Genomic DNA, 24374 nt, shown 5'->3' on the forward strand with positions numbered 1-24374 from the left:
GTCGCAGATCGACGTTCGCCGCCCCCGTGAACCTCGATCTGCGACACCTCAGCGAGGTTGCCACCCGCGCCCGCGCCGGTTTCGGCAGCCGTCGTTGCGGGAGCGGGCTGAGCAGACGGACGAGGCCCGCGGATGTCGCGGGGGACGTGAAAAGGCCCGTACCGGCCCCAGGGGGCTGGCACGGGCCTCTCGGCAGTGCGGGCGGGTCAGCGACCCGGCGGGTCAGGCGATGCTGACGGGCTTTTCGTCCTTTTCCGCGTCAACGTCCTTAGCGAGGGTGCCGAGGTAGAGCTCGATGACCTTCGGGTCGTCGGCCAGCTCGCGCCCGGTTCCCGTGTACGCGTTGCGGCCCTGGTCGAGCACGTAGCCGCGGTCGCAGATCTGCAGGCAGCGGCGGGCGTTCTGCTCGACCATCACGATCGTGACGCCGGTCTTGTTGATCCGGCGGGTGCGGATGAAGGTCTCGTCCTGACGCACCGGGGACAGGCCGGCGGACGGCTCGTCGAGGAGCAGTACGGACGGGTCCATCATGAGCGCACGAGCCATCGCGACCGACTGGCGTTCGCCGCCGGACAGCGAACCGGCACGCTGGTTGCGGCGGTCGGCAAGGGCGGGGAACAGGTCGAAGATCGCGTCGAGTCGTTCGACGAGCAGCTTGGGCCGCAGGTACAGACCCATCTGCAGGTTCTCCTCGATCGTGAGTGAGGGGAACACGTTGTTGTTCTGGGGGACGAAGCCGACGCCGGCCTGCACCAGGCGGTTCGCCTTGAAACCGGTGATGTCTTCGCCCTTGAGCGTGACGCTGCCGCTGCGGACGGACACCAGTCCGAACAGCGCCTTGAGCAGCGTGGACTTGCCCGCGCCGTTCGGGCCGATGATTCCGATGAGCTCACCGGGGTAGACATCCAGGTTGCAGCCGTTGAGGATGTTGACCCCGGGAACGTAACCGGCGACGAGATCCGTCGCCTGCAGGACCGGAGCGGGGGAGCCTGTGGGTACAACCATGACTACGCGTCGCCTTCCGTGCGGTTTTCGAGTTCGACCTCTTTGGCCAGTTCCTCCGCGACTTCGTCCGTGAGGAGCGCGTCGTCGCCGAGGTCGGTGTCGTGGTGGGCGCCGAGGTAGGCGTCGATCACGGCCTGGTCGTCCATCACGGTGGCCGACGGGCCCTCCGCAACGACCTTGCCCTCGGCCATGACGACGACCCAGTCGGAGATGTGTCGCACCATGTGCATGTCGTGCTCGACGAACAGAACGGTCATGCCCTCGTCGCGGAGCGACTTGATGTGGCCGAGCAACGACTGGGTGAGTGCGGGGTTGACCCCGGCCATCGGCTCATCGAGCATGATCATGGTCGGTTCGCTCATGAGCGCCCGCGCCATTTCGAGGAGCTTCTTCTGGCCGCCGGAGAGGCTGCCGGCCATGTCGTTCTTCTTCTCGAGCAGCTTGAAGCGTTGCAGGAGGTCCTCGGCTTGCGCCGTGATCTCCCGTTCGCGCGCCGCCCAGAGCGGCTTGATCACCGCGGCGAAGAGATTCTCGCCCGGCTGGTCCTTTGCGCCGAGGAGCATGTTCTCGAGCACCGTGAGCCTGCTCAGTGCCTTGGTCAGCTGGAAGGTGCGCACCATGCCGCGCTGGGCGACCTTCGCCGCACCCATGTTGTTGACCGAACGTCCGTTGAACACCGCACGGGAAGCGTGTTCGGCCTTGGGGCCGCCCACGAGGCGCGGAGCGGAGCTCGGCTTGTCGAAGCCCGTGATCAGGTTGAAGAACGTGGTCTTGCCGGCGCCGTTCGGGCCGATCAGGGCCGTGATGATTCCCCGCTGCACCTCAAGGTGCGGCACGTTGACGGCGGTCATGCCGCCGAACTGGCGAACGATGTTGTCGACGACGAGGATCGGGTCCGGCTTGGGGACGCCGGGAACGGTCGCTACGGTGGCGACGCTCGCGGTGGCGGCGGCGGCGGCCGCGGTCGGGGCGGCGGCGAGTCCGAGGTCAGTTGACATTGAAGCTCAGCTCCTTCTTGTTACCGAGTACACCCTGGGGTCTGAAGATGACCACGAGCATGAGCACCACTCCGATCAGGATCCAGGAGAACTGTTCGGCCTGCTGGCCGTTCATGATGCTGTCCGGCACGAACTGGCCGGCGATGCCCTGCACGAACAGCCGCAGGGCGAAGAAGATGATCGAGCCGAGCACGGGACCGAACACGGTCGCGGCGCCGCCGAGCAGCAGTGCGGTCCACACGAAGAACGTCATCGAGCGTCCCATGCTGTCCGCCTGGACGGATGCCGGCAGCACGTAGATGATGCCGCCGAGCGCGCCGATGGTGCCACCGAGGATGAGCGCCTGCATCTTGTAGCTGTAGACGTTCTTGCCCAGGCTGCGGATCGCATCCTCGTCTTCGCGGATGCCGCGGAGCACGCGACCCCACGGGCTGCGCATGAGCAGGAAGACGAAGAGGCAGAGGATTCCGACGATGGACCAGGCCACCAGGCGGATCCACCAGCCGTTCGACCCGGTGTTGTCATAGGTGAACGGGCCGAGGGTGGTCTGGCCGTCGCCCAGGAAGGACAGGTCGGTGAACGGGCCGCGGTAGCTCTGGCCCGTGAGGCCGTTGGACCCGCCGGTGATGTCGGTCAGGAGCGACGAGCGCCCGATCATCCGCACGATCTCGGCGGCCGAGATCGTGACTATCGCGAGGTAGTCACCGCGCAGCTTCAGCGTCGGGACACCGAGGATGAGCGCGAACACCGCAGCGGCGACGAGCGCGATCAGCACGGCGGGGAACAGCGGGATCCCGGCGACGATGGAGATGGCGAAGGCGTATGCGCCGACGAGCATGAACCCGGCCTGGCCCATGTTGAGCAGGCCGGTGTAGCCGAAGTGGATGTTGAGCCCGATGGCGGCGATGGCGAGTGCCGCCGTCGATGGCGAGAAGGCGGAGGCGGCGATCGCCGTCAGGGTCGTCAGAAATTCATTCACGGTCTTGTCCTTCCTAACCGATGCGCTCTCGGCGCCCGAAAATGCCTTGTGGCCTGACGAGCAGGACGAGGATGAGAATGAGCAGTGCCGTGGCGTACTTGAAGTCGCCGGGCAGCACGAGGTTCGTGAGCTCGACGACCATGCCGATGATCATCGCGCCGGCGAGGGCGCCGAACGCGGTGCCGAGGCCGCCGAGTGTGACCGCGGCGAACATCAGCAGCAGCAGCTGCAGGCCGGTCTGCCAGTTCACGCCGTTGAGCACGAGGCCGAGCATCACTCCGGCGAGTCCGGCGAGACCGGCAGATGCCGTCCAGACCAGGCGGATGATGGCGTCGACGTCGATCCCGGAGGCCGCGGCAAGCGAGGGGTTGTCCGAAACGGCGCGGGTGGCCCGGCCGATGCGGGAGCGGAGCAGGAAGAGGCCGACGAGGATGATGACCGCGACGGCGATCCCCATCGCCCAGAGCGACTGCACCGAGAGGGTGATCGGGCCGATTTCCACGGTGACCGGGTTCGCCTTGTCGATGCGGACCGTCTTGGCCCCGATGAAGAACTGGAACGCATACTGCAGCGCGATCGAGAGCCCGATGGTCACGATCATCAGCTGGGTGTTCGGCAGGCCGCGCTTGCGCAGCGGCTTCCAGATCAGCGCGTCCTGGAAGTACCCGGTCGCCGCGCAGACGACGACGGTGAGGAAGGCCGCAAGGAAGAGGTTGAGGCCGAGCTGGTTGGCGAGCACGAACGCCAGCAGTCCACCGAGGGTGACCTGCTCGCCGTGGGCGAAGTTGCTCAGCCCGGTCGTCCCGTAGATCAGCGAGAGGCCGACGGAGGCGAGGGCGAGCAGCAACCCGAGGCGGATGCCCGACGCGGCCTGCTGGAGGAAGCGCTCCCACGTGACGGAGCCGGTCGTGGTGGAGTCACCGGGCGACGGGGCAGCGGTCGAGAGGCCGGTGCTGTCCGCGCTGACCAGTTTGAAGATGGTACCGGCGTTGCGGCCCAGGCCGCCGTTGACGGTTGCCGGGTTGGCGATGCTCGGGTCGAGCGTGTTCCCGCTCGGCAGGCTCGTGGTGTCGAGGGTGACGGTGGAGGGACCGGTGACCGTGATCGCCACGCCCCACTTGCCCGCGGCATCCGTCACGAGGTTCTCGGTCGTGCCACCGGTCGTGACCGTGAGCTTGACGCCGACCGCGGGGTCGCCGTTGCCCTGCTTGATCGTGCCCTGGATGCAACCCGTGGTGGCATTGGCCACACACGCCGTCGTCGGCGTGGCCGTCGCGGCTGATGCGCTCGTCGCGCCGAGGCCCATCAGGCCCAGACTGGCGACTCCGATGAGCAGGAGACCGGCGAGCATCCGCCGGGACGACAGGAGGCCTGCCGTGCGGGTTCGCTGCGTGAGTGGTGTCAAAACGTAACCTCCGTGAACGGGCGGGGCCTAGGGGCGGTCGAGGGGAAAAAACTCGGGTGAACCGGCCCCTGCCAACTTCTTCGTTGACAGTACGTCCCGATTATGTCGCAAATGTTTCGGAGTGGTCCTCGGAATCGATTCCTTCGTCAAGGAATGCGCACGCGGAGAAGTCGCTTAACATTGATGAACCGGTCGTTTCGATGAATTCCCGGACTTTTCTGTAATTACTGTGCACCAGCAAAAAGGGGTTTCATGGATCAGCCAGATCCGTTCGGTTTCACCGGGCTCACCTACGACGACGTCCTGCTCCTGCCGGGCCACACCGACGTCATTCCCAGTGAAGCAGTGACAATGTCGCGGTTGACCCGCAGAATCAGCGTCGCGACGCCGCTGCTTTCGAGCGCCATGGATACGGTCACCGAGACCAGGATGGCCATCGCCATGGCCCGCGAAGGAGGGCTCGGTGTCCTGCACCGCAACCTCTCGATCGCGGACCAGGCCGAACAGGTCGATCTCGTCAAACGCAGCGAATCCGGGATGATTACCAATCCGGTAACAACTTCGCCCGAGGCCACCGTCGCGGACGTCGACGCCCTCTGCAGGCAGTTCCGGATCAGCGGACTCCCCGTCGTCGACGCAGACGGCGTGCTCGTCGGCATCATCACGAACCGCGACATGCGCTTCGTCACGGCCACCCAGAAGCACACCATGCGGGTGCGCGAGGTGATGACGCGGATGCCGCTCATCACCGGCAAGGTCGGCATGGCCCCGATGGATGCGGTGGCCATTTTCGCGACCCACAAGATCGAGAAGCTTCCCCTCGTCGACGACGCCGGGAAGCTCACGGGTCTGATCACCGTCAAGGACTTCGACAAGAGCGAGGAATACCCGCACGCGACGAAGGACGACGCCGGCCGGCTGCGGGTCGGAGCGGCCATCGGCTTCTTCGGCGACGCCTGGCAGCGCGCTACCGCGCTGCTCGACGCGGGCGTCGACGTGCTCGTCGTCGACACCGCCAACGGCGACAGCGCCGGCGTGCTCGAGATCATCCGCCGCCTCAAGACCGACCCGGCCTTCGCTGCCGTCGACGTCATCGGTGGAAACGTCGCGACCCGGAGCGGGGCGCAGGCGCTCATCGACGCCGGCGCGGACGCGATCAAGGTCGGTGTCGGGCCAGGCTCCATCTGCACGACCCGCATCGTCGCCGGTGTCGGAGTTCCGCAGATCACGGCCGTCTACCAGGCCTCCCTCGCCGCGCGCGAGACCGGGATCCCGGTCATCGCCGACGGCGGCCTGCAGTACTCCGGCGACATCGCCAAGGCGCTCGTCGCCGGCGCGGACACGGTCATGCTCGGCTCGCTCCTCGCCGGCTGTGACGAGAGCCCGGGCGAGCTCGTCTTCGTCAACGGCAAGCAGTTCAAGACCTACCGCGGCATGGGCTCACTCGGCGCGCTGCAGACCCGCGGCACCAAGACCTCCTATTCCAAGGACCGCTATTTCCAGTCGGACGTCCCCTCCGACGACAAGCTCATCCCCGAGGGCATCGAAGGCCAGGTCCCGTACCGCGGCCCGGTGTCCGCCGTCGCGTACCAGCTCATCGGCGGCCTCCGCCAGTCGATGTTCTACGTCGGCGCGCGCACGATCGACGAACTCAAGCAGAAGGGCAAGTTCGTGCGGATCACCTCCGCAGGGCTCAAGGAGTCGCACCCGCACGACGTGCAGATCGTGGTCGAGGCCCCCAACTACCGCCGCTGAACCGGTGCGGCTCAGGTCGCAGCGGCGATTCGCGAGACGGCCTCGCTGAGCACCTCGGGTGAGCAGCCGAAGTTGAGTCGCGCGAAACCGGCGCCCGGGGTGCCGAAGAGCAGCCCGGGCATGAGGGCGACTTTTGCGCGCTCGAGGGCGACCGCCGCCGGGTCGTCACCCCAGCCGAGGGAGCGCAGGTCCAGCCAGGCCAGGTAGCCCGCATCCGGCTGTTCGTACCCGACACCGCCCAGGTGCGCGTGGAGCAGCTCGGCCAGCAGCCCCCGGTTCGCCTCGAGCGCCGTGAGCGCGTCGTCGAGCCACGGTCCGCCGTCGCGGAAGGCCGCGGCGCTCGCGAGCAGCCCCAGGTGGCCGGTGCGCTCGCGGATCCCGGGCGGCAGGGCGGAGGTGAGCAGGCGCATCCGCTCTGACGCCGTGACGATGAGCGCGCAGGTGAGCCCGGCGAGGTTCCACGCCGTGCTCGCGCTCGTCACGCAGACGCCGTGCTGGGCTGCGGCGGGGGACACCGTGAGATACGGCGTGAAACTCTCGGTGCTGTAGGCGAGCGGGGCGCTCACCTCGTCGCTGACCACGAAGGCCCCGTACCGGTCCGCAAGCTCGGCGAGGGCGGTGAGGTCTTCGATGCCGTGTGGGTGGCCGATCGGGTTCTGTGGATTGCAGAGCAGCACGGCGCGGGCGCCCCGCCGGAGCGCGGCTTCGAGGCCGTCGAGGTCGAGCGTCCAGCCGGTCTGGCCGTGCAGGAGCGGCACGTCGACGACCCGGCCGCCGGCCTCGGGCACGAGGTCGAAGAACGGCGGGTAGACCGGGGGAGTGATCACGACCTCGTCGCCCGGCTCGAGGATCATCCGCAGCACCTCGACGACGGCCGAGCCGACCTCGTTCGTCGCGACCACCTGCCCGGGGTCGACCGGCCAGTCCCAGCGCCGGGCGGCGAAGGCGGCGAACGCCTCGGCGAGCGGGTCGGCGGATGCGGCGTAGCCGGTGTCGCTGCGGCGCACGGCCTCGAGCAGGGCATCCCTGATCGGCTCTGCGAGCGGGTAGTCGAGCTCGGCGACGAAGAACGGCAGCACGTCGTCGGGGAATGCGCGCCATTTGAGGCTCGTGCGTTGGCGCAGCAGGGACAGCGGTTCGGCGAAGATCTCCATGCCAGCAGCTTGCACCTCCTGTGCCGCCGCCGCACCCGGTGATGCCCCCGCTGAGGTGTCGCACATCGAGGTTCGCGGGCGTCGCGAACGTCGATCTGCGACACCTCACGAAAGCGGGGGTAGGCAGTTAGCGCGGGCACGCGGGGCGCGCGGGGCACGCGGGGCGCGTGGGTCAGGGGACGGTGGCGGTGCCGCTCGCGGTCGCGCTGTTGCCTCCGAAGTCGGTCACCGTCAGGTCGACCCGCAACCGGCTGCCGGACGGGAGCCTCGCGAAGGCGTAGTGCAGGGCCGGGAGGTCGGCGTAGAGGCCGTAGTCGCTCGTGCCGACCCAGCTCTCGCTGCCGTCGCCCTGCACGTTGAGACGCTCGGGAACGATGATGCCGGCGGGGTCCGCGGTGAGCTCGCCGTAACTGCCGAGCTTGTCGTCGTACGCGAAGTAGGTCTCGTTGAGGATGTTCCCGCTCGCGCGATCGAGGGTGAGGCTCAGGAGCACGTCCTGGTAGGTCTCTCCTGCGACATCACCGGGCGAGTAATACGCCATCGGCACGTCGATCGTGACGGAGCCGGACCCCGAGTCGGACGCAGGCGTGGCCGTGCCCGCGTCGTCGCCGCGCTGCGCGTATGCGGGCGTCGTGTCGGTGCCGTCGCCGAGGGTGAGCTGGGTGAGGTCGTAGCTGCCCCGCACCCGTCCCGTCCCGCCCTCGTCCACCGTCGCCGGCCGCTCGCCGAGGTAGGTGACCGAGCCGTCTGCCTCGATGAGGCCGTAGCGAATGGATGCGCTCGCCGCGTTCCCGAGCCCGGCCGGGTCGAGCGTGGCGCTGATGCTCAGGCCCTCCGCGTCGAAGGAGACCTCGGCGTCACCCCCGGTGAACCGGGCCTTCTCGTCGCCCGGGATCGCGTCGCCCGCCGTGTAATAGGAGGTCAGGAAGTCGAGCCAGCCACCCGCGGTACCGAGTGCGCGGTAGCCGTCCGCGAAATAGGCCTTCCGGGGCGGGAAATAGATCGACAGCCCGGTGGCACCCGCGGTGGACTGGCCGTCGACCTTGTCGACCACCGCGGCGCTGATCGCCCGCACGAGTGTCTCGGCCGCGTCGGCTTCCGCGGTGTCGCCCTGTCCGATCTCGCCGGCGAGGATGCCGAGGTCGGTCATGAACGAGTCCTCGGCCGGATCGGGGCTGCGCCCGAAGCCGAGGGTGCTCGCGAGAGTCCGGCCCACGACGGGAGCGAGACCGGCCCCGCGTCCGACCAGGCTGCTGCTGAAGGCGGCGAGGGCGGCATCCACCGCGGGCAGCTTGCCGAGGTCGATGAGGGACAGCGTGATCTCGGCCGCGTCCCCCTCGGTTTCGGCCTGGGCCTTGAACCCGTTGATCAGGGCGGAGCCGAGCTCGTCGGTGGTGGCGCCGTCGGCGGCCGTCTCGAGGGCCGTGTAGTTCCAGCCGTGACCGGGCTCGAGCTCCTGGGAGGCGAGGAGGCGGTCCGCGCGCGGGGCCAGGGTGCTTGCGACCTCGTAGGTCGCCATCAGGCAGGCGTCGAAGCCAAGCAGGTCGAGCTTCGCCACACCGGCCGCGCTCAGTCCACTGCCGATGGCGTCGTTCAGTTCGGCGAGGCTCAGCGAATCGCCGCCGGCCGACTCGTCACCACCGACGCCCGGCCAGGATGCGCCGTGATCGGAGATGATCACGGCGTAGTGCTCGGCGGGGTACGCCCTGATGCCGCGGGCGATGAAGTCGGAAAGCACGGCGGGGTCGCCGGTGTCCACGGGGCCGAGGTCGTCCATCACCTCGGAGCCGCCGGGCAGGATGTGCAGGAGCTTTCCGCCGGTCCAGTCGGGCTGGCCGAGCACGGGTTCTGCGCTGTAGTCCGCCGAACGGTCGACGAGGGCGACGAGATTGAGGCCGCCGTGCGAGCCGACCTCGCCCATTTCGCCGAGATCGGCCATCATGAACGGCTCGAGGTCGGTGTCGGCGATGGAATACGTGAGCACTGTCCAGCTGCCGGCGGCAGGCCCGTCACCCCCGTTCTCGGTGGGGGTGTTCCCGGTCGTGCATGCGGCCAGGCTGATGACCAGGGCCAGTGCGGCCAGCGCCGCAAGGGTCCTGCGCGCTGTTCGTGCCGCTCGCACAGCGCGCCCGCTACAGGCCGACGTAGGGAATCATTGCGGTCAGCGCGGCCGCCACGACGAAGATCACCACACCGGTCGACATCAGGACGAGCTGCACCCTGAACTGTCGCACGAGGGCGGCGATGCCGAGCAGGAAGAGCGAGATGGACATCAGCACGGTGTTCAGGGTGAGCCGGTCGCTGAAGCTGTTGTACACGTCACCCTGGCTGATCGTCGCGACCGACTTCGCCTGCGTCTCCGCGTAGCTGCCGAACAGGGTGCTCTGGTATTCCTTGTCGTCGAGCGGGCTGTGGTACACCGTGGCGTCTGCCGTGTTCTCGGCGTCGGCCCGGGCGATGGCCGCGGCGAAGTCCGTCGACACCGCCTGGAAGGTGAGCGTGTCGTACTTGCCTGTCGCGTCCGCGGCGATCGCGGCATCCGTGCTGTCCTTCTCGATGTCGAGCTCGGCGAGACGGTTCCAGACCTGGGTGTCCTCGAGGAACTGCTGATTGGCCTCGAGGTAGAGGGACTCCGCCTCGGTCGACTGGGTCGATCCCTTGGTGTACGAACCGGCCATCTGGCTGTCGTAGAGGGCCGCCTGGAACGATGCGTACGCCGTGGCAATCGAGACGAGGCCGAGGAGCACCGCGATCACGAGCTCGAGATTGCTGAACATCAGGTTGAGGCGGGGTTTCGCGGACTCGGTGGGGGCGTCGGACGACAGCGGGTGCTCCTGGTGCATCGGGCAGGGTTGCGGGTCTCTTCTGCAGGATTTGCGCCAGCCTAGCGGTTCACACCCTCCGGTTACGGGCTGCGCCTAAGCTGGGGGTATGGAAATCGAGATCGGCCGCTCCAAGCGCGCTCGCCGCGCGTACGCCTTTGATGACATCGCGGTCGTGCCCAGCCGGCGCACCCGCGACCCCGAAGACGTCAATGTCAGCTGGACGATCGACGCGTATGAATTCGCGATCCCGTTCCTCGCGGCTCCGATGGACTCCGTGGTCTCCCCGACGACGGCGATCATGATGGGCCAGCTCGGCGGCATCGGCGTTCTCGACCTCGAGGGCCTCTGGACCCGTTACGACGACCCGGAACCGCTCCTCGCCGAGATCCGCGAGCTGCCGGCCGACCGTGCGACGGCCCGCATGCAGGAGATGTACTCCGAACCGATCAAGCCCGAACTCGTCACCGCGCGGCTCGCCCAGATCCGTGCGGCCGGTGTCACCGTCGCCGGGGCGCTCTCCCCGCAGCGCACCCAGGAACTCTACGAAACCGTCGTCGCCGCCGGCGTCGACCTCTTCGTCATCCGCGGCACCACCGTGTCCGCCGAGCACGTCTCGCTCAACCAGGAGCCGCTCAACCTCAAGAAGTTCATCTACGAGCTCGACGTCCCCGTCATCGTCGGCGGCGCGGCCACGTACACGGCGGCGCTGCACCTGATGCGCACCGGCGCTGCCGGCGTGCTCGTCGGCTTCGGCGGCGGCGCGGCTTCGACCACGCGGGCCTCGCTCGGCATCCACGCCCCGATGGCAACGGCCGTCGCCGACGTCGCCGGCGCTCGCCGCGACTACCTCGACGAATCCGGCGGACGCTACGTGCACGTCATCGCCGACGGTGGCCTGAGCACCTCCGGCGACATCGTCAAGGCGCTCGCCTGCGGCGCAGACGCCGTCATGCTCGGCACCACGCTGGCACGGGCGACGGATGCCCCCGGCGGCGGATTCCACTGGGGCGCCGAGGTGCACCACCCGCAGCTGCCCCGCGGCAAGCGTGTCGAGGTCGGCACCGTCGCCCCGCTCGAGACCATCCTGTACGGCCCGACGCCCATCGCGGACGGCACCGCCAACCTCGTCGGCGCCCTGCGTCGGTCGATGGCGACCACCGGGTATTCGACATTGAAGGAATTCCAGCGCGTCGAGGTGGTTGTCGCGCCGTACCGAACGAACTAGCGTCGAGGTACGCACCACCACCTCGATGGGAGTACGCACATGGCAACAGGGAATTCGGTCACGCGGTCGAACAAGCTGGGACCGGCGGAACGCGCCGCGGCCATTGAGCGGCTGAAATCCAAGGAGGTCGACATCCTCGTCGTCGGCGGCGGGATCGTCGGCGCGGGAAGCGCCCTCGATGCGGTCACCCGCGGACTGAGCGTCGGCATCCTCGAGGCACGGGACTGGGCCAGCGGCACGTCGAGCCGCTCGTCCAAGCTCGTGCACGGCGGCATCCGCTACCTCGAGCAGCTTGACTTCCGCCTCGTGCGGGAGGCGCTCACCGAGCGGGGGCTGCTGCTGCAGCGGATCGCCCCGCACCTGGTCAAACCGGTGCGCTTCCTGTACCCGCTGAAGAAGCGCGTCACCGAGCGCTTCTACGTGGGCGCTGGCATGTTGCTCTACGACATCTTCTCCTACACCGGCGGTCGGCCGCCCGGCGTTCCGCACCACCGGCACCTCTCCAAGCGCCAGGTGATGGGCATGATCCCGAGCCTCGACGCCGAAGCCACGGTCGGCGGCATCACCTACTACGACGCTCAGGTCGACGACGCCCTCTATACGGCGTCCCTCGTGCGTACCGCGTCGTTCTACGGAGCCCACGCGGCGAGCCGGGTGCGGGTCGAGGGCTTCATCAAGGTCGGCGAGCGGGTCGTCGGGGTGAAGGCACACGACCTCGAGACCGACGAACGTTTCGAGGTGCGAGCCAGGCAGGTCGTCAACGCGACCGGCGTCTGGACCGATGACACCCAGCGGATGGTCGGCGAGCGCGGCACCTTCAAGGTGCGGGCGAGCAAGGGCATCCACCTCGTCGTGCCGCGCGACCGGTTCCAGTCGGCGATGGGGCTGCTGCTGCGCACCGAGAAGAGCGTGCTCTTCGTGATCCCGTGGGGCAGGCACTGGCTCATCGGCACCACGGACACCGACTGGCACCTCGACAAGGCGCACCCCGCCGCGACGGCCGCAGACATCGACTACCTGCTCGAGCACGTCAATTCGGTACTGCGGGTTCCACTGACCCGCGAGGACGTCGAGGGCGTCTACGCTGGCCTCCGGCCGCTCCTCGCCGGGGAATCGGAACAGACGTCGAAACTGTCCCGCGAGCACCTGGTCGGGCACTCCGTTCCCGGTCTCGTCGTGATCGCCGGCGGCAAATGGACCACCTACCGGATCATGGCGAAAGATGCCATCGACGCGGCCATCGACGCCCTCGACGGGAAGATCGCCCCGTCGACGACGCACGAGATCCCCCTGCTCGGTGCGGAGGGGTACAAGGCCGCGTGGAACAAGCGCACCCGGATCGCCACCGCCTTCGGGTTGCACACCGTGCGGGTCGAGCACCTGCTCAACCGGTACGGCACCCTCACCGACGAGCTGCTCGACCTCATCCGTGAGCGCCCGGAGCTGATCGAACCGCTTCCGGGAGCCGACGACTACATCCAGGCCGAGGTCGTGTACGCGGCCGGTCACCTGGGGGCCCTGCACCTGGACGACGTGCTCGCGCGCCGCACCCGCATCTCGATCGAGGCGTGGGACCGTGGTGTGTCCGCCGCTCCCGTCGCGGCCCGGCTGATGGCCGGCGTGCTCGGCTGGGACGCCGAGCACGAGGAACGCGAGGTCGCCGTCTACCTCAAGCGCGTCGCCGCCGAACGGGCCTCGCAGCTCGAACCCGACGACGAGTCCGCCGACCGGGTGCGCCTCGAGGCACCCGACATCGTCCTGACCGAGCGGTCGGCGATGGGCGACTCCGTCACGACCTGACACGCAGCACCACTCCCGGGCGGATGCCGGGCGCACGACGTGCGCCTGGCATCCGCCCGTGTCCTGCGCGCCCCCGCGCGCCCGCGCCGGTCTTGGCAGGCCGCGCAGGGTTGTGTTCGAGCCCGCGCCGGTTTCGGCAGGCCGCGCCCGCCGTTTCGGGTGCGGCTTGCGGAAACGGGCGCGGCGGCGGGTGCCGAATGTGTGGCCTGCCTGTCCTCCGTGGCTGCCCGGCGTGGGCGTGAGGTTCATGCCGGCGCCCGCGCCGGTTCCGGCGGGCCGCGCCGGTCGTGTTCGCGCCAGTTTCGGCGGGCCGCGCCGGTCTATGTTCGCGTCCGCGCCGGTTTCGGCAGCCCGCGCCCGCCGTTTCGGGTGCGGCTTGCGGAAATGGGCGCGGCGGTGGCGTCAGGATGCGGGTCGCGCCCGGGTCTCCGTGGCCGTCCGGCGTGGGCTTGAGGTTCAGGCCCGCGTTCCCGCTCGCGCCCGCGCCGTCGGACCAGGCCGTCAGCGCACCTGCGGAACACCCCGGGCGGTGAGGAATCGGCCGAATGCGGAGGGGTCCTTGAGTAAGTCCCAATCCCACCGAGAAACCGTCGGGCCACAGGCGCGGACCCGGTCTTCGCGGCGCTTTTCGTCCATGATGACTTGCACCAGCGTGCGCCCCTTGGTGTATTCCTCTTTGACGTACTTGCCGAAACCGTCGAACTCGCCGACCTTCGAGATCGTGCGCCAGTAGAAGTCGACGAAGGCAATGAAGCCGGCTTCGTCGTCGAAGCGCACCTGCAGTTCGGGCACGACGAAGCCCAACATGAATACCAGCGCGCGGCTCACGGACTCGCCCGCCGAACCTGATTCGGGGTTGGCGAAATCGACCGCCCGGAATGCCGCAGACCGACCGATCGCGCGTGCATGGCGGGGAAGCCCGTCGAGGGCGGTCTCGAGCTCCTCCCGGGTCGCCAAGGCCGTGCCGTGTCGCGGTTTGTGGATCGCCCTGTCGACGATCGCGACGGCGGCAGGGAAGGAAACCACGCGCGCGAGCGCGACGGCGGTGTCGGCCGGGGCAGTGACGAGGAGGCCGTCGTGTTCGACGATGGAGACCGGTCCGTCCTGGAATCGCCGGATCGTGCCGTGTTTCGACCGGCCGCCGCTGGCCGCAGCCGTCAGGACCTCGATTCCCGCCGGCCAGCGGCCCACGACGGGCAAGTCCCAGATCGCGGCGGCGGAGTGATGCGAGAAGACGACCGGTGCCTCGCTCATCGCGGCCAGCGCGCGAACGCGGAGCAGATACTGCTTTTCCGGCTTGAGTAGCCTCCATTCGACCGCGAGCGTGTACGCGCCCCAGCGCAGTCGAACGAGGTGGCCACGCTCAACCTCGGAGCGCAGCTCTCGCTCCAGGCCAACGGCCCGCGCATCGCGGCTGAGGATGATCCCGTCCCGGCGGGCGATGGCGACGAGGAGGGAGAGGGGCGTCACTGCTGAGATTGACATATGCCGAGGTTCCACCTGGAGGCCGAACGCGGGGCCGTGAGATCCGGGACTGTGCGGAAACTCCCCGTCGGAAACCCGGTTGAGGAGAGCCCTGCCAGCCTCCCATCGCCGTCGCTCGCTCGCGCCCGCGCCGCCGCTCGCACTCGCGCCCGTTACGGCAGGCCGCTCCGGTTTGGTCCCGCGCCCGCGCCGGTTTGCGCAACCCGCGCCCGCCGTTTCGGGCGCGGCTCGCCGAAACCGGCGCAGTGGTGGGGCCGATGCTGCAGCGCACGAGCGGATGCTTGCGGCGGCCCGCGACTGGCATCCGCCCGTGCGCGTTGCTGCGCCCGGGCTGGGTCGCGGGCGGCTTCGATAGACTAGGGCCCACTTGCCCTTTATCTTCAGGAGTCGTAACCATGGTTGACGTTCGGCGGGTCAAGCTTCCCGGAGTGGGTGTGCTGCACACCTTCATCACCGATGACGGCGGCAAGGTCGGCGTCATCGCCCACCGCTCCGGGCACAGCGACCTCATCACCTTCGCGGACGACGAGGGCGGCCCCGACGCGAGCAAGGTTTCCCTCCGCCTCAACGAAGACGAGGCGCACACCCTCGCCGAGCTCCTCGGCGGCACCCAGATCACCGAGTCGCTCACCGCGCTCGACCAGATCCCCGGTCTCAGCATCGACTGGTTCACGGTCGACTACGAGGACCACATCGCCGGCCAGACCCTCGGCAACCCGGCCGACCGCGGCATCGCCGGCCTCACGGTCGTCGCCGTCGTGCGCGGCGAATCCGCGAACCCGGCACCGGCCCAGGACTTCCGGGTCTTCCCCGGCGACACCCTTGTCGTCGCAGGATCCCCGGAGAAGGTCGCCAAGGCCTTCACGTTCTTCCGCACCGGTGAACTCAAGGCCAAGACCGTCGACGCGCCCCCCGGGGGCTAACCAATGAACCTTGGCACGGACCTGATCACACTCGGCATCCTGCTGGTCGTGGCCTATGTGCTCGGGCGCGCCGCGAAACTGATCGGCCTGCCGTCGATCCCGATCTACATGATCGTGGGCCTGCTCGCGAGCCCGTACACCCACTGGTTCCCGATCGACTTCCACTCCGCCGACATCGAGCTCATCGCCGTCTTCGGGCTCATCCTGCTCCTGTTCAGCCTCGGCCTCGAGTTCGACCAGGAGGAATTCTTCAACGACGCGGGGAAGCTGCTGCTGTCCGGCGGCTCCTATGTCGTGATCAACATGGGCATCGGGTTCGCCTTCGGCATGATGGTCGGCTGGGGCACCCGCGAGGCCCTCGTCATCGCCGGCATGACCGGCACGTCCTCGAGCGCGATCATCACCAAGCTCCTGATCGAGCTGCGCCGCCTCGCCAACAAGGAAACACCGATGATCCTCGGCGTGACCGTGGTCGGGGACATCTTCATCGCGGTGTACCTGTCGATCGTCTCGGTCGTGCTGAGCGGCAAGACCGAGATCTGGCCGATCGTGCTGCAACTGAGCATCGCGTTCCTCTTCCTCGTTGTCATGTTCTCTCTCGCCCGCTGGGGCGGCCGGGTCGTGTCCCGTCTGGTCCGCACCAAGGACGACGAACTCTTCACGATCCTGTTCTTCGGGCTGGCCGTGCTCTTCGCGGGCATCGGCGAGATCATCGGGGTGACGGATGCGATCGGCGCGTTCCTGATCGGTGTCGTCCTCGGCGCGAGCACCTACCGCACCCGGCTCGAACGTGTCGCGGTCCCGTTGCGGGACATCTTCGCCGCGTTCTTCTTCCTCAACTTCGGCCTCGCGCTGCACATCGCAGAGTTCGGTTCGGTCATCCTCGTCGTGCTTGCGGCGGTCGTGATGACCTTCGTGCTCAACCTGATCTCGGGGATGCTGCTGGCCCGGTTGCACTCGATGGGAATCTCCGAGGGGCTCAATGCCGCCGCGATCCTGGTGAACCGCGGAGAGTTCACGCTCATCCTCGCGACCCTCTCGGTCGGAGCGGGCCTGAACGGTCTGCTCCAGCCCTTCGCGGGCCTCTACGTGCTCACCATGGCCATCCTCGGTCCGCTCTTCGCCGCGAATTCGGAGAGGCTCGGCGCCCTGCTGCCCGGACGTCGCCGGAAGCGCGCGGGTATCCGCCCCGACCGCGACCCGATGTACGCCGAGGAGTTCCGGCTCGTCGACGCGGCCACGGCCGGCGCACTGAGCGACCAGGACGCGCAGCGCGCCGCCGCCCACCTCGGCGACCAGCCGCTGCCGACATCACGGCCGGAACCGCGGAAGCGCATGGACCACGACCGCCGCGCCGACCACGACGAACGGGCGGAACAGGCCGAACGTGGCGAATACGTCAAGCACGTGGTGGACGACGGCATCGACGAACTCGACGGTCCGACGCCGCTGCCGGCATCAGTCCGATCGAACACGGCCCCGCGCCCGAGCGCGCGCGTGAACCCGGAGGCCGATGACGAGACGCAAGCGCACGTGCCTGTCGACGCGCACGTCCCTGCAGACTCGCACTCCTCCGCCGACCCGGAATCGGACCTGGATTCCGGCGTATATTCCGACCAGGCCGCAGACGCAGACGCAGACGCCGGCACCGCCGCAGACGCAGACGCAGACGCAGACGCAGACGCCGTCACCGGCGCAGACGCCGACCCGATGGCCGACTACGCCAAACGACTTTCGCGCACTCGCGCCCAGAGGGACAAGCCGGCACCCGACGCCGGGACAGGTGACTACCAATGATCCGCATGATGCTCCGCCCCCGCTGGATTCTCGCGCTCCTGCTCGCCCTCGCCGTTGCGGCCGGCTTCGCGGCGCTCGGGCGCTGGCAGCTCGAACGCGCCGTCGCATCCGGCGTGGTCGTCGAGAAGACCACGGAAACCGTGAAACCCCTCGTCGACGTCGTGACTCCCGGAGGCGCCCCGCGTGACGCGGCGACCGGCCAGCTCGTCACCGTCGACGGCAGCTACGTCCCCGGCGACGAGCAGCTGATCAGCGACCGTTCCAACGACGGGACCTCCGGCTACTGGGTCGTGAGCCACTTCATCGTCGGTGCGGCAGGCACGGGGAGCGGCGCGGGCGCGAGCATCGCCGTCGCCCGCGGCTGGGCGGCGGACGAGACGACGGCCCGATCGACGATGGCGGCCCTCGCGGCGGCGCCCGCCAACCAGGTCGTCACCCTGGCCGGCCGGTTCCTCCCGACCGAAGCCCCCGTCGTCCCCGCAGACGGGCGCGACCCGCACGGCCTGACGACCGTGTCCACCGCGGCCCTGATCAACCTCTGGGCCGGCTTCGACGGCACCGCGGTCTACCCGGGCTACATCGTCGACGGGACCGCGGCATCCGGTCTCACCGAGATCGATTCGCCCGCACCTCTCACGGATGCCTCCCTCAACTGGCTGAACATCTTCTACGCCATCGAGTGGGTCGTCTTCGCGGGCTTCGCCGTGTTCCTCTGGTACCGCCTCGTCCGGGACGCCTGGGAGCGCGAGGAGGACCTCCGCGAGGAAGCGGCAATCGTCGCCGGTTAGAATTGGCGCATGCCACTCGAACCCAGACCCGCTGATGTCCCCAGCATCCCGGGTGCGCTGAAGCTCTACCAGACCTCCTCGATCATCACTGGCGTCTTCCTGCTGCTGCTCTGCGCCGAGGTCATCCTCAAGTTCGGCTTCCAGTACGAGCTCGAGCTCGGCGGCCCCTACGGGCTGCTCGTCCCGCGCGACACCGTCACCGCGTTCAACCTGAGCACCGCGATCCTGATCATGCACGGCTGGTTCTACGTGCTCTACCTCTTCGCGGACTTCCGGCTCTGGAGCCTGATGCGCTGGACGTTCCCCCGGTTCCTGCTGATCGCCCTCGGCGGAGTCATCCCCACCCTGTCCTTCTTCCTCGAGGGCCGCGTCGCCCGCGAGGTCCGCGCCTGGCTTGCCGCCAGGACGCTTTCCGACGCCGAGGGTGCGGAGGCCCATTCATGACTTCAGTTGCCGACTCGACCGCGGTCGTGACCCCGACGGAGGCGTCCGGCATCGACCGCCCCGTGCTCGTGGTTGACTTCGGCGCCCAGTACGCCCAGCTGATCGCGCGCCGCGTCCGCGAGGCATCCGTCTACTCGGAGATCGTCGCGCACTCGATCACCGCTGCGGAGGTCACCGCGAAGAACCCGGTCGGGATTGTGCTGAGCGGAGGACCCTCGAGCGTCTACGCCGAAGGCGCCCCGACCTTCGACCCCGCCATCTTCGACCTCGGCATCCCCGTGCTCGGCATCTGCTACGGCTTCCAGGTGATGGCGACCGCCCTCGGCGGCGAGGTCGCGCACACCGGGCTCAGCGAATACGGCTCCACCCCCGTGACGGTCGCGACCGACGAGAACGTGCTCCTCGCCGGGCAGCCGAACGAACAGACCGTGTGGATGAGCCACGGAGACTCCGTCTCCCGCGCCCCCGACGGCTTCAAAGTGCTCGCCTCGACCGGCTCGACCCCCGTCGCCGCGTTCGCGAACGACGAGCGCCGCCTCTACGGCGTGCAGTGGCACCCCGAGGTCAAGCACACCGAATTCGGCCAGGACGTGCTCGAGAACTTCCTGCACCGTGCCGCCGGGATTCCCGCCGACTGGAACAGCGGCAACGTCATCGCGGAACAGGTCGCGAAGATCCGCGCCCAGGTCGGCACCGGCAAGGTCATCTGCGGGCTCTCCGGCGGCGTCGACTCCGCCGTCGCGGCCGCCCTCGTGCACAAGGCCATCGGCGACCAGCTCGTCTGCGTCTTCGTCGACCACGGCCTGCTCCGCCAGGACGAACGCCGTCAGGTCGAGGAGGACTACGTCAAGGCCACCGGCGTGCGCCTCGTCACCGTCGACGTGCGCGAGCAGTTCCTCGCCGCGCTCGAGGGTGTCAGCGACCCGGAGACCAAGCGCAAGATCATCGGCCGAGAATTCATCCGCACCTTCGAGCAGGCCCAGGCCGAGCTCATCCGTGAGGCCGCGGAGCTGGACGGCGACCCGATTCGTTTCCTCGTGCAGGGCACCCTGTACCCCGACGTCGTCGAGTCCGGCGGCGGCAGCGGGACCGCGAACATCAAGAGCCACCACAACGTCGGCGGCCTGCCCGAAGACCTGAAGTTCGAGCTCGTCGAACCGCTCCGCACCCTCTTCAAGGACGAGGTGCGCGCGATCGGCGCCGAGCTCGGACTGCCGCCGGAGATCGTCCAGCGCCAGCCGTTCCCGGGACCCGGCCTGGGCATCCGCATCGTCGGTTCGATCACCTTCGAACGGCTCGAACTGCTGCGCCACGCGGATGCGATCGTGCGCGCCGAGCTGACTGCCGCCGGCCTCGACGGGGTCATCTGGCAGTGCCCGGTCGTGCTGCTCGCGGACGTCCGCTCCGTCGGCGTCCAGGGCGACGGCCGCACATACGGCCACCCGATCGTGCTGCGCCCGGTCTCCTCGGAGGACGCGATGACGGCCGACTGGACCCGCCTGCCGTACGACTTGCTCGCCCGTATCTCCAACCGCATCACGAACGAAGTGGATGGCGTCAACCGCGTCGTTCTCGACGTCACGTCGAAGCCGCCGGGAACCATCGAGTGGGAGTGACCCTCTCCCGGTGAAGCACGGACAAAGCACCCTCGTCGTCACGACGAGGGTGCTTTGTCCGTAACTGGGCGAGAACTGGGTCGCTCCCAGATGACAACTGTCATGGGGGAGCGGTGACAGGGGGGACTTCCCGCGCCGCGGCATCCGCGTGAGGATGATTGGGAAGCGTCGACGGGAGCCGCTTCGGCTCTCCGGCGTTCCCCGCGGAGGCCTCCTCGCGGCGGCAGCCGGCCGGGCATTCCGGTCGGGGCGCCGTCCCCGGACGAAGGTGACGCCCATGGATTCCACGGTTTCGGACGACGGGTTCGACGACGAGCCAGGCCGGGCGGCCGGCGCGAGCCCGGGCGTCCCCGTCGAGGCCTCCGGTGCCCGACACCGCGTGTCGCCGGACGGCGACGAGATCGCAGCAGAGGCCCTCGCCCTGTTCCGGAACGCGGCGGCCCGGCCGCGGGTCGAGGCCGTCTACACCGGCGTCGAGGGCTGGGTCGACGTGCCGGGCCGTGCCGTGTTCACCCGCGCACTCGCCGACCACTACCGGCAGTCGGGCGTCGCGATGGTCCGCCTGGCCTGGCGGTTCCGCACCCGCACCTTCTCGATGAGCCGGGCGACATCTCGCCCCGGCGGGACGGGTGAGCAGTGGCGCGTCGAGTCATCGGCGTCCCAGCGCTGAACGCTCCGTCTGTGATCGGGACTTCTCTGCACATTCTCACCCCGTTCGGGGGGTTTTTCCGCGCCCGGGTTTGCTAGAGTCCATACGCGTCCTTCCACCTCACAACTGCCGTGATCGCGGGCAGTCGACCGACGTGGGGAGGTACCGGGATGAGCTTCGAAACCACCGAGCCCGCGGTTGCCGCCCCGGCGCCGGGGCCTGGCGCGCTGATCCGGGTGCTGCTCGTCGAGGAGCACGCGCTCCTGCGCACGGCGCTCGAGGCGGTCTTCTCCTTCGAGGCCGATATCGACGTCGTTGCCGCGATCGGAGACGGCGCCGATGTCCTGTCGACGGTGCTCCGCACCTCTCCCGACGTCATCGTCCTCGACATTCACCTGCCCAGGATCGACGGCCTCGGGCTGCTCCCGCTGATCCAGGCCGCCGACCCGCGGGTCAAGGTTCTGCTGCTCGCGAGCCATCCGCGCCCTGGTGACGTCCGCCGCGCCATCCGGGGCGGCGTGGACGGCTTCCAGCACACGGACCTGGCCTCGCAGCGCCTCCTCGCGGTCATCCGGAGGCTCCAGGCCGGCGAACGCGTGATCGACCCGCAGCTCGCGATCAACGCGATGATGCACGGCGAATCGCCGCTCACCGTGAGGGAGACCGAGGTCCTGTTCCTCGCGGCCGAGGGACGCAGTGCGCCCGAGGTCGCGCGCTCGCTGCACCTGAGTGCAGGGGCCGTCCGGAACTACCTCTCGGCGGCATCCGCCAAGCTCGGGGCAAACAACCGGTCAGAGGCCATCCGCATTGCGACGGACAAGGGCTGGATCTGAGCCGGACCCCGGCCCTGCGACCCTTGCCTTAACGACGTGAAGTCGGAGATTTCCCCGACACACCGTTCATCCGGCCAGCGGATGCGGCGTGTCGCGAGAATCTCCGACTTCACGTTCTGTGCGGCGCGGTCCTTGCTCGCGCCAGGGCGAGTTAGTTGCGCGAAATCGCGAAGAGGCGCAGCAGCTCGACGTAGAGCCAGACCACGGTCACCATGATGCCGAACGCTCCGGACCAGCCGTACTTGCGGGCGACCCGGTTGTTGACGCCGCGCTGGATGAAGTCGAAGTCGAGCACGAGGGAGTACGCGGCCATGAGCACGGCGAGGATGCCGATCGCGACGCCGAGGGGGATGCCGAAGATCTTCACGTTGCTGCTGAGGCCGAACGGGCTGTCAACCGCTCCGAAAGCGACGAGGCCGAAGTTGAGGATCGAGAACACGAAGTAGCCGACCATCGCGACCAGGAACACCTTCGTCGCTCGCTTCGAGGCACGGACCTTGCCGCTTGCGAACAGCGCGAGGGTCACGCCGACGACCACGAGGGTCGCGAGCACGGCCTGGACGACGACGCCCGGGTAGATCGCTTCGAAGATGTAGGAGATACCGCCGACGAAGAGGCCTTCCGCTGCGGCGTAGCCGAGGATCAGGCCGGGGGAGGGCTCCTTCTTGAAGGCGTTGACGAGGCCGAGCACGAGGCCGACGATCATGCCGAGGAACGGCAGGAACGGCATCGTCGGGGTGAGGAGCCACGCAGCGGCCGCTGCGACGAGCAACAGGGCGAAGCTCAGCGTCGTCTTCACGATGGTGTCTTCGTAGGTCATCCGGCCGGTGTCCTGCGAGCCTGCGGACGGCGCTTCGTAGATGCGCTGCAGGTCAGCTTCGGTCAGGCCGGTCGCTGCCGCGGATCCTTGTGCGGCAAAGGCGGGATTGCGCGAGAATGCGGGGTTTGAGGATGCCATGTTCCTAAGATCTCAATCAGCTCGGGTATTGTCAACGCCAGGGATCCGGCACGGCGCCGGTGGGCGTTTCTGAGAGTCTATTCAGCCCTGCTGGGCGTCTGCCTTGTAGATCCTGAGGGGTCGTCCCCGGTGTCCCCGGTGTCGCCTGTTCCGGCCGTCTGACCGGCGGGCGACGGATTGAGCCGCGCCCAGCGCCGCTGCGCGAGCCACCGGGCGACCCACGCCGAGGCGATCACCGTCACCGAACCGACCACGTCGCCGACCCAGTTCTGCGACGAGTTGTGCAGCGACAACTTGAGGACGAAGCTCACGCCAACGGGGGCGAGCAGCACGAGGTAGCTGATGCCCGGCCGGTGTCGCACGAACAACCAGCACGCGAGGAGCACGGCGAACGCGCCGGTGAAATCGGGGCCGGCCAGGAGTGTGAGCGCGGCGAGCTCCGCGGGGAGGATCACCAGCAGCCGCCTCCAGAGCGCCCCGGGCAGCGCGAGCCAGCCGAGCAGTTGCAGGGCCGGACCGAGGGCGAGGAAGAAGAGACTGTACGTGCTCGTGAGGTTCGTCGCGGCCACGCCGAGCGCGATCGCCGAGACTCCGACCGTCAGGCGGGCGCGATAGACCGACGGCGTGTGGCGCCGGGTGTCGGGTTCGCTCCAGAGTGTCATCGCTTCGAGTCTGCCAGCAGCGCGTATGGTCAGGGAATGCAACCGATCGTGATCGGTCACCGCGGGGCGAGCGGTTACCGGCCGGAACACACCCGCGGCGCCTATGAGCTCGCGGTTGCCCTCGGTGCTGACGCGGTCGAGCCCGACGTCGTCGTGACCCGCGACGGCGTACTCATCGTGCGGCACGAGAACGAGATTTCCGCGACGACGGATGTCGCGGCGCACCCCGAATTCGCCGCCCGCCGCACCCGGAAGGTCATCGACGGCATCCGCACGACGGGCTGGTTCACCGAGGACTTCACCTGGGCCGAGCTGCGCACCCTGCGCGCACGGGAGCGTCTGCCCGCCCTGCGCAAGGCCAGCGCATCCTTCGACGGTCGATTCCCGCTGCTCCGGTTGCGCGACGTGTTCAAACTCATGGACCGGGTGTCCAGCCGGGCGAGGCGCCCGGTCGGGGTCATCGCCGAGATCAAGCACGCGAGCTACTTCGAGTCGATCGGCCTCCCTGTCGACGAACTCTTCGCGGCGGAGGTGAACACCGCCGGCTGGAACGCGGGCGACGGGCGGCTCACGATCGAGAGCTTCGAACGCACCCTGCTCGACCAGGTTTATGCGAGGGGCGTCTACGGGAAGCGGATCTTCCTGCTCGAAGCGACGGGGAAGCCCGCGGACCAGGTGCGCCTGCTCGGCCGGTCGGCCCCCGACTACGCGGACTACCTGACCGACCAGGGGCTCTACGGGTTGAGCGGTCTCGTCGACGGCATCAGCGTTCCGAAGTCGCTCGTCCTCGAGATCGGGCCGGACGGGCACGTCTCGGGGGCCTCCGACCTCGTCGACGCCGCGCACGCCGCCAACCTCGAGATCTATTGCTGGACCCTGCGCCCCGAGAACGTGTTCCTCGCGAAGACCTTCCAGCGCGGGCGGTTCCGAGCCGACTTCGGCGACTGGCAGACCGAGTTCCGCACGATCATGGGTACCGGGATCGACGGTGTCTTCGCAGACCACCCCGACCTCGCCGTCGCGGTCCGCGACGAACTCGCCGCGGAGGCCCGCGAAGACCGGTGAACCGGGCG

The 24374-nt window shown here is 68.7% G+C and carries 21 protein-coding genes; 11 read left to right on the forward strand and 10 right to left on the reverse strand.

From position 1 onward, the window contains the following. Positions 1-222: 222 nt before the first annotated feature. From QN350_RS07490 to QN350_RS07505, 4 genes are read right to left on the reverse strand one after another with little or no spacing between them, the layout of a single operon-like run. The gene (locus tag QN350_RS07490) at positions 223-1005 is read right to left on the reverse strand and encodes an ABC transporter ATP-binding protein (RefSeq protein WP_281535878.1); all 783 of its coding nucleotides are present in this window, start codon (positions 1003-1005) and stop codon (positions 223-225) included. A gap of 2 nt (positions 1006-1007) precedes the next feature. Next, the gene (locus QN350_RS07495; RefSeq protein ID WP_322137989.1) at positions 1008-2003 is read right to left on the reverse strand and encodes an ABC transporter ATP-binding protein; all 996 of its coding nucleotides are present in this window, start codon (positions 2001-2003) and stop codon (positions 1008-1010) included. Continuing rightward, the gene (locus tag QN350_RS07500; RefSeq protein ID WP_322137988.1) at positions 1993-2982 is read right to left on the reverse strand and encodes a branched-chain amino acid ABC transporter permease; all 990 of its coding nucleotides are present in this window, start codon (positions 2980-2982) and stop codon (positions 1993-1995) included. Before QN350_RS07500 ends, QN350_RS07495 begins: the two co-directional genes overlap by 11 nt. 13 nt (positions 2983-2995) lie before the next feature. Next, the gene (locus QN350_RS07505) at positions 2996-4387 is read right to left on the reverse strand and encodes a branched-chain amino acid ABC transporter permease (protein WP_281535876.1); all 1392 of its coding nucleotides are present in this window, start codon (positions 4385-4387) and stop codon (positions 2996-2998) included. A 252-nt stretch (positions 4388-4639) separates the two neighbouring features. On the opposite strand from QN350_RS07505, the gene guaB reads away from it, so the two are divergent. After that, a complete protein-coding gene (gene guaB, locus QN350_RS07510) occupies positions 4640-6142 on the forward strand; it encodes an IMP dehydrogenase (protein WP_322137987.1) in 1503 nt (500 codons plus the stop codon). A gap of 11 nt (positions 6143-6153) precedes the next feature. Here the strand turns inward: guaB and QN350_RS07515 are convergent, their stop codons facing one another. From QN350_RS07515 to QN350_RS07525, 3 genes are all read right to left on the reverse strand, one after another. After that, positions 6154-7296, reverse strand: a complete 1143-nt coding sequence (locus QN350_RS07515; protein WP_322137986.1) for a MalY/PatB family protein — start codon at positions 7294-7296, stop codon at positions 6154-6156. 172 nt (positions 7297-7468) lie between these two features. After that, on the reverse strand, positions 7469-9418 hold the full coding sequence (locus QN350_RS07520) for a clostripain-related cysteine peptidase (protein ID WP_322137985.1): 1950 nt from the start codon (positions 9416-9418) through the stop codon (positions 7469-7471). Positions 9419-9428: 10 nt separating this feature from the next. Further along, a complete protein-coding gene (locus tag QN350_RS07525) occupies positions 9429-10139 on the reverse strand; it encodes a hypothetical protein (protein WP_322137984.1) in 711 nt (236 codons plus the stop codon). 88 nt (positions 10140-10227) lie between these two features. On the opposite strand from QN350_RS07525, the gene QN350_RS07530 reads away from it, so the two are divergent. After that, the gene (locus QN350_RS07530) at positions 10228-11346 is read left to right on the forward strand and encodes a GuaB3 family IMP dehydrogenase-related protein (RefSeq protein WP_134534095.1); all 1119 of its coding nucleotides are present in this window, start codon (positions 10228-10230) and stop codon (positions 11344-11346) included. 39 nt (positions 11347-11385) lie between these two features. Beyond that, positions 11386-13146, forward strand: coding sequence for a glycerol-3-phosphate dehydrogenase/oxidase (locus QN350_RS07535; RefSeq protein ID WP_322137983.1), 1761 nt, complete (start codon positions 11386-11388; stop codon positions 13144-13146). A gap of 501 nt (positions 13147-13647) precedes the next feature. Here the strand turns inward: QN350_RS07535 and QN350_RS07540 are convergent. Continuing rightward, positions 13648-14631, reverse strand: coding sequence for a hypothetical protein (locus tag QN350_RS07540; RefSeq protein ID WP_322137982.1), 984 nt, complete (start codon positions 14629-14631; stop codon positions 13648-13650). 395 nt (positions 14632-15026) lie between these two features. Between QN350_RS07540 and QN350_RS07545 the strand changes: the two genes are divergently transcribed. From QN350_RS07545 to QN350_RS07575, 7 genes are all read left to right on the forward strand, one after another. Next, positions 15027-15554, forward strand: a complete 528-nt coding sequence (locus QN350_RS07545; RefSeq protein WP_134449944.1) for a cation:proton antiporter regulatory subunit — start codon at positions 15027-15029, stop codon at positions 15552-15554. A 3-nt stretch (positions 15555-15557) separates the two neighbouring features. Further along, a complete protein-coding gene (locus QN350_RS07550) occupies positions 15558-17351 on the forward strand; it encodes a cation:proton antiporter (RefSeq protein WP_323516046.1) in 1794 nt (597 codons plus the stop codon). Positions 17352-17356: 5 nt separating this feature from the next. Beyond that, positions 17357-18139: an SURF1 family cytochrome oxidase biogenesis protein gene (locus tag QN350_RS07555; RefSeq protein WP_322137980.1), complete on the forward strand. Its 783-nt coding sequence runs from the start codon at positions 17357-17359 to the stop codon at positions 18137-18139. Positions 18140-18148: 9 nt separating this feature from the next. Beyond that, positions 18149-18583, forward strand: a complete 435-nt coding sequence (locus tag QN350_RS07560) for a DUF3817 domain-containing protein (RefSeq protein WP_322137979.1) — start codon at positions 18149-18151, stop codon at positions 18581-18583. Beyond that, positions 18580-20199 (forward strand): glutamine-hydrolyzing GMP synthase, encoded by a 1620-nt coding sequence (guaA, locus tag QN350_RS07565; RefSeq protein WP_322137978.1) that lies wholly within the window; start codon positions 18580-18582, stop codon positions 20197-20199. The genes QN350_RS07560 and guaA overlap by 4 nt, the downstream gene beginning before the upstream one ends. A gap of 277 nt (positions 20200-20476) precedes the next feature. Beyond that, positions 20477-20869 (forward strand): hypothetical protein, encoded by a 393-nt coding sequence (locus QN350_RS07570; protein ID WP_322137977.1) that lies wholly within the window; start codon positions 20477-20479, stop codon positions 20867-20869. Positions 20870-21018: 149 nt separating this feature from the next. Next, positions 21019-21681 (forward strand): response regulator transcription factor, encoded by a 663-nt coding sequence (locus QN350_RS07575; protein WP_322137976.1) that lies wholly within the window; start codon positions 21019-21021, stop codon positions 21679-21681. A 151-nt stretch (positions 21682-21832) separates the two neighbouring features. Here QN350_RS07575 and QN350_RS07580 read toward each other — a convergent pair whose 3' ends face one another. Then, entirely contained in the window at positions 21833-22639 is an 807-nt protein-coding gene (locus QN350_RS07580; RefSeq protein WP_322137975.1) for a Bax inhibitor-1/YccA family protein, read from the reverse strand. 77 nt (positions 22640-22716) lie between these two features. Next, positions 22717-23301, reverse strand: coding sequence for a hypothetical protein (locus QN350_RS07585; protein WP_322137974.1), 585 nt, complete (start codon positions 23299-23301; stop codon positions 22717-22719). Between the two features lie 36 nt (positions 23302-23337). Here QN350_RS07585 and QN350_RS07590 point away from each other — a divergent pair, with 36 nt between their 5' ends. After that, a complete protein-coding gene (locus tag QN350_RS07590) occupies positions 23338-24366 on the forward strand; it encodes a glycerophosphodiester phosphodiesterase family protein (RefSeq protein WP_281535865.1) in 1029 nt (342 codons plus the stop codon). Positions 24367-24374: the final 8 nt, after the last annotated feature.

This window comes from Cryobacterium sp. 10I5 (genome assembly GCF_035019865.1).
Taxonomy (GTDB): Bacteria; Actinomycetota; Actinomycetes; order Actinomycetales; family Microbacteriaceae; genus Cryobacterium; species Cryobacterium breve_A.

What these genes read in the sequence shown, in the direction of transcription:
- QN350_RS07490 (WP_281535878.1), bottom strand. Translation starts at nt 1,005, where the DNA reads ATGGTTGTACCCACAGGCTCCCCCGCTCCGGTCCTGCAGGCGACGGAT.
- QN350_RS07495 (WP_322137989.1), bottom strand. Translation starts at nt 2,003, where the DNA reads ATGTCAACTGACCTCGGACTCGCCGCCGCCCCGACCGCGGCCGCCGCC.
- guaB (WP_322137987.1), top strand. Translation starts at nt 4,640, where the DNA reads ATGGATCAGCCAGATCCGTTCGGTTTCACCGGGCTCACCTACGACGAC.
- QN350_RS07515 (WP_322137986.1), bottom strand. Translation starts at nt 7,296, where the DNA reads ATGGAGATCTTCGCCGAACCGCTGTCCCTGCTGCGCCAACGCACGAGC.
- QN350_RS07525 (WP_322137984.1), bottom strand. Translation starts at nt 10,139, where the DNA reads ATGCACCAGGAGCACCCGCTGTCGTCCGACGCCCCCACCGAGTCCGCG.
- QN350_RS07530 (WP_134534095.1), top strand. Translation starts at nt 10,228, where the DNA reads ATGGAAATCGAGATCGGCCGCTCCAAGCGCGCTCGCCGCGCGTACGCC.
- QN350_RS07535 (WP_322137983.1), top strand. Translation starts at nt 11,386, where the DNA reads ATGGCAACAGGGAATTCGGTCACGCGGTCGAACAAGCTGGGACCGGCG.
- QN350_RS07540 (WP_322137982.1), bottom strand. Translation starts at nt 14,631, where the DNA reads ATGTCAATCTCAGCAGTGACGCCCCTCTCCCTCCTCGTCGCCATCGCC.
- QN350_RS07545 (WP_134449944.1), top strand. Translation starts at nt 15,027, where the DNA reads ATGGTTGACGTTCGGCGGGTCAAGCTTCCCGGAGTGGGTGTGCTGCAC.
- QN350_RS07550 (WP_323516046.1), top strand. Translation starts at nt 15,558, where the DNA reads ATGAACCTTGGCACGGACCTGATCACACTCGGCATCCTGCTGGTCGTG.
- QN350_RS07555 (WP_322137980.1), top strand. Translation starts at nt 17,357, where the DNA reads ATGATGCTCCGCCCCCGCTGGATTCTCGCGCTCCTGCTCGCCCTCGCC.
- QN350_RS07560 (WP_322137979.1), top strand. Translation starts at nt 18,149, where the DNA reads ATGCCACTCGAACCCAGACCCGCTGATGTCCCCAGCATCCCGGGTGCG.
- guaA (WP_322137978.1), top strand. Translation starts at nt 18,580, where the DNA reads ATGACTTCAGTTGCCGACTCGACCGCGGTCGTGACCCCGACGGAGGCG.
- QN350_RS07570 (WP_322137977.1), top strand. Translation starts at nt 20,477, where the DNA reads ATGGATTCCACGGTTTCGGACGACGGGTTCGACGACGAGCCAGGCCGG.
- QN350_RS07575 (WP_322137976.1), top strand. Translation starts at nt 21,019, where the DNA reads ATGAGCTTCGAAACCACCGAGCCCGCGGTTGCCGCCCCGGCGCCGGGG.
- QN350_RS07580 (WP_322137975.1), bottom strand. Translation starts at nt 22,639, where the DNA reads ATGGCATCCTCAAACCCCGCATTCTCGCGCAATCCCGCCTTTGCCGCA.
- QN350_RS07585 (WP_322137974.1), bottom strand. Translation starts at nt 23,301, where the DNA reads ATGACACTCTGGAGCGAACCCGACACCCGGCGCCACACGCCGTCGGTC.
- QN350_RS07590 (WP_281535865.1), top strand. Translation starts at nt 23,338, where the DNA reads ATGCAACCGATCGTGATCGGTCACCGCGGGGCGAGCGGTTACCGGCCG.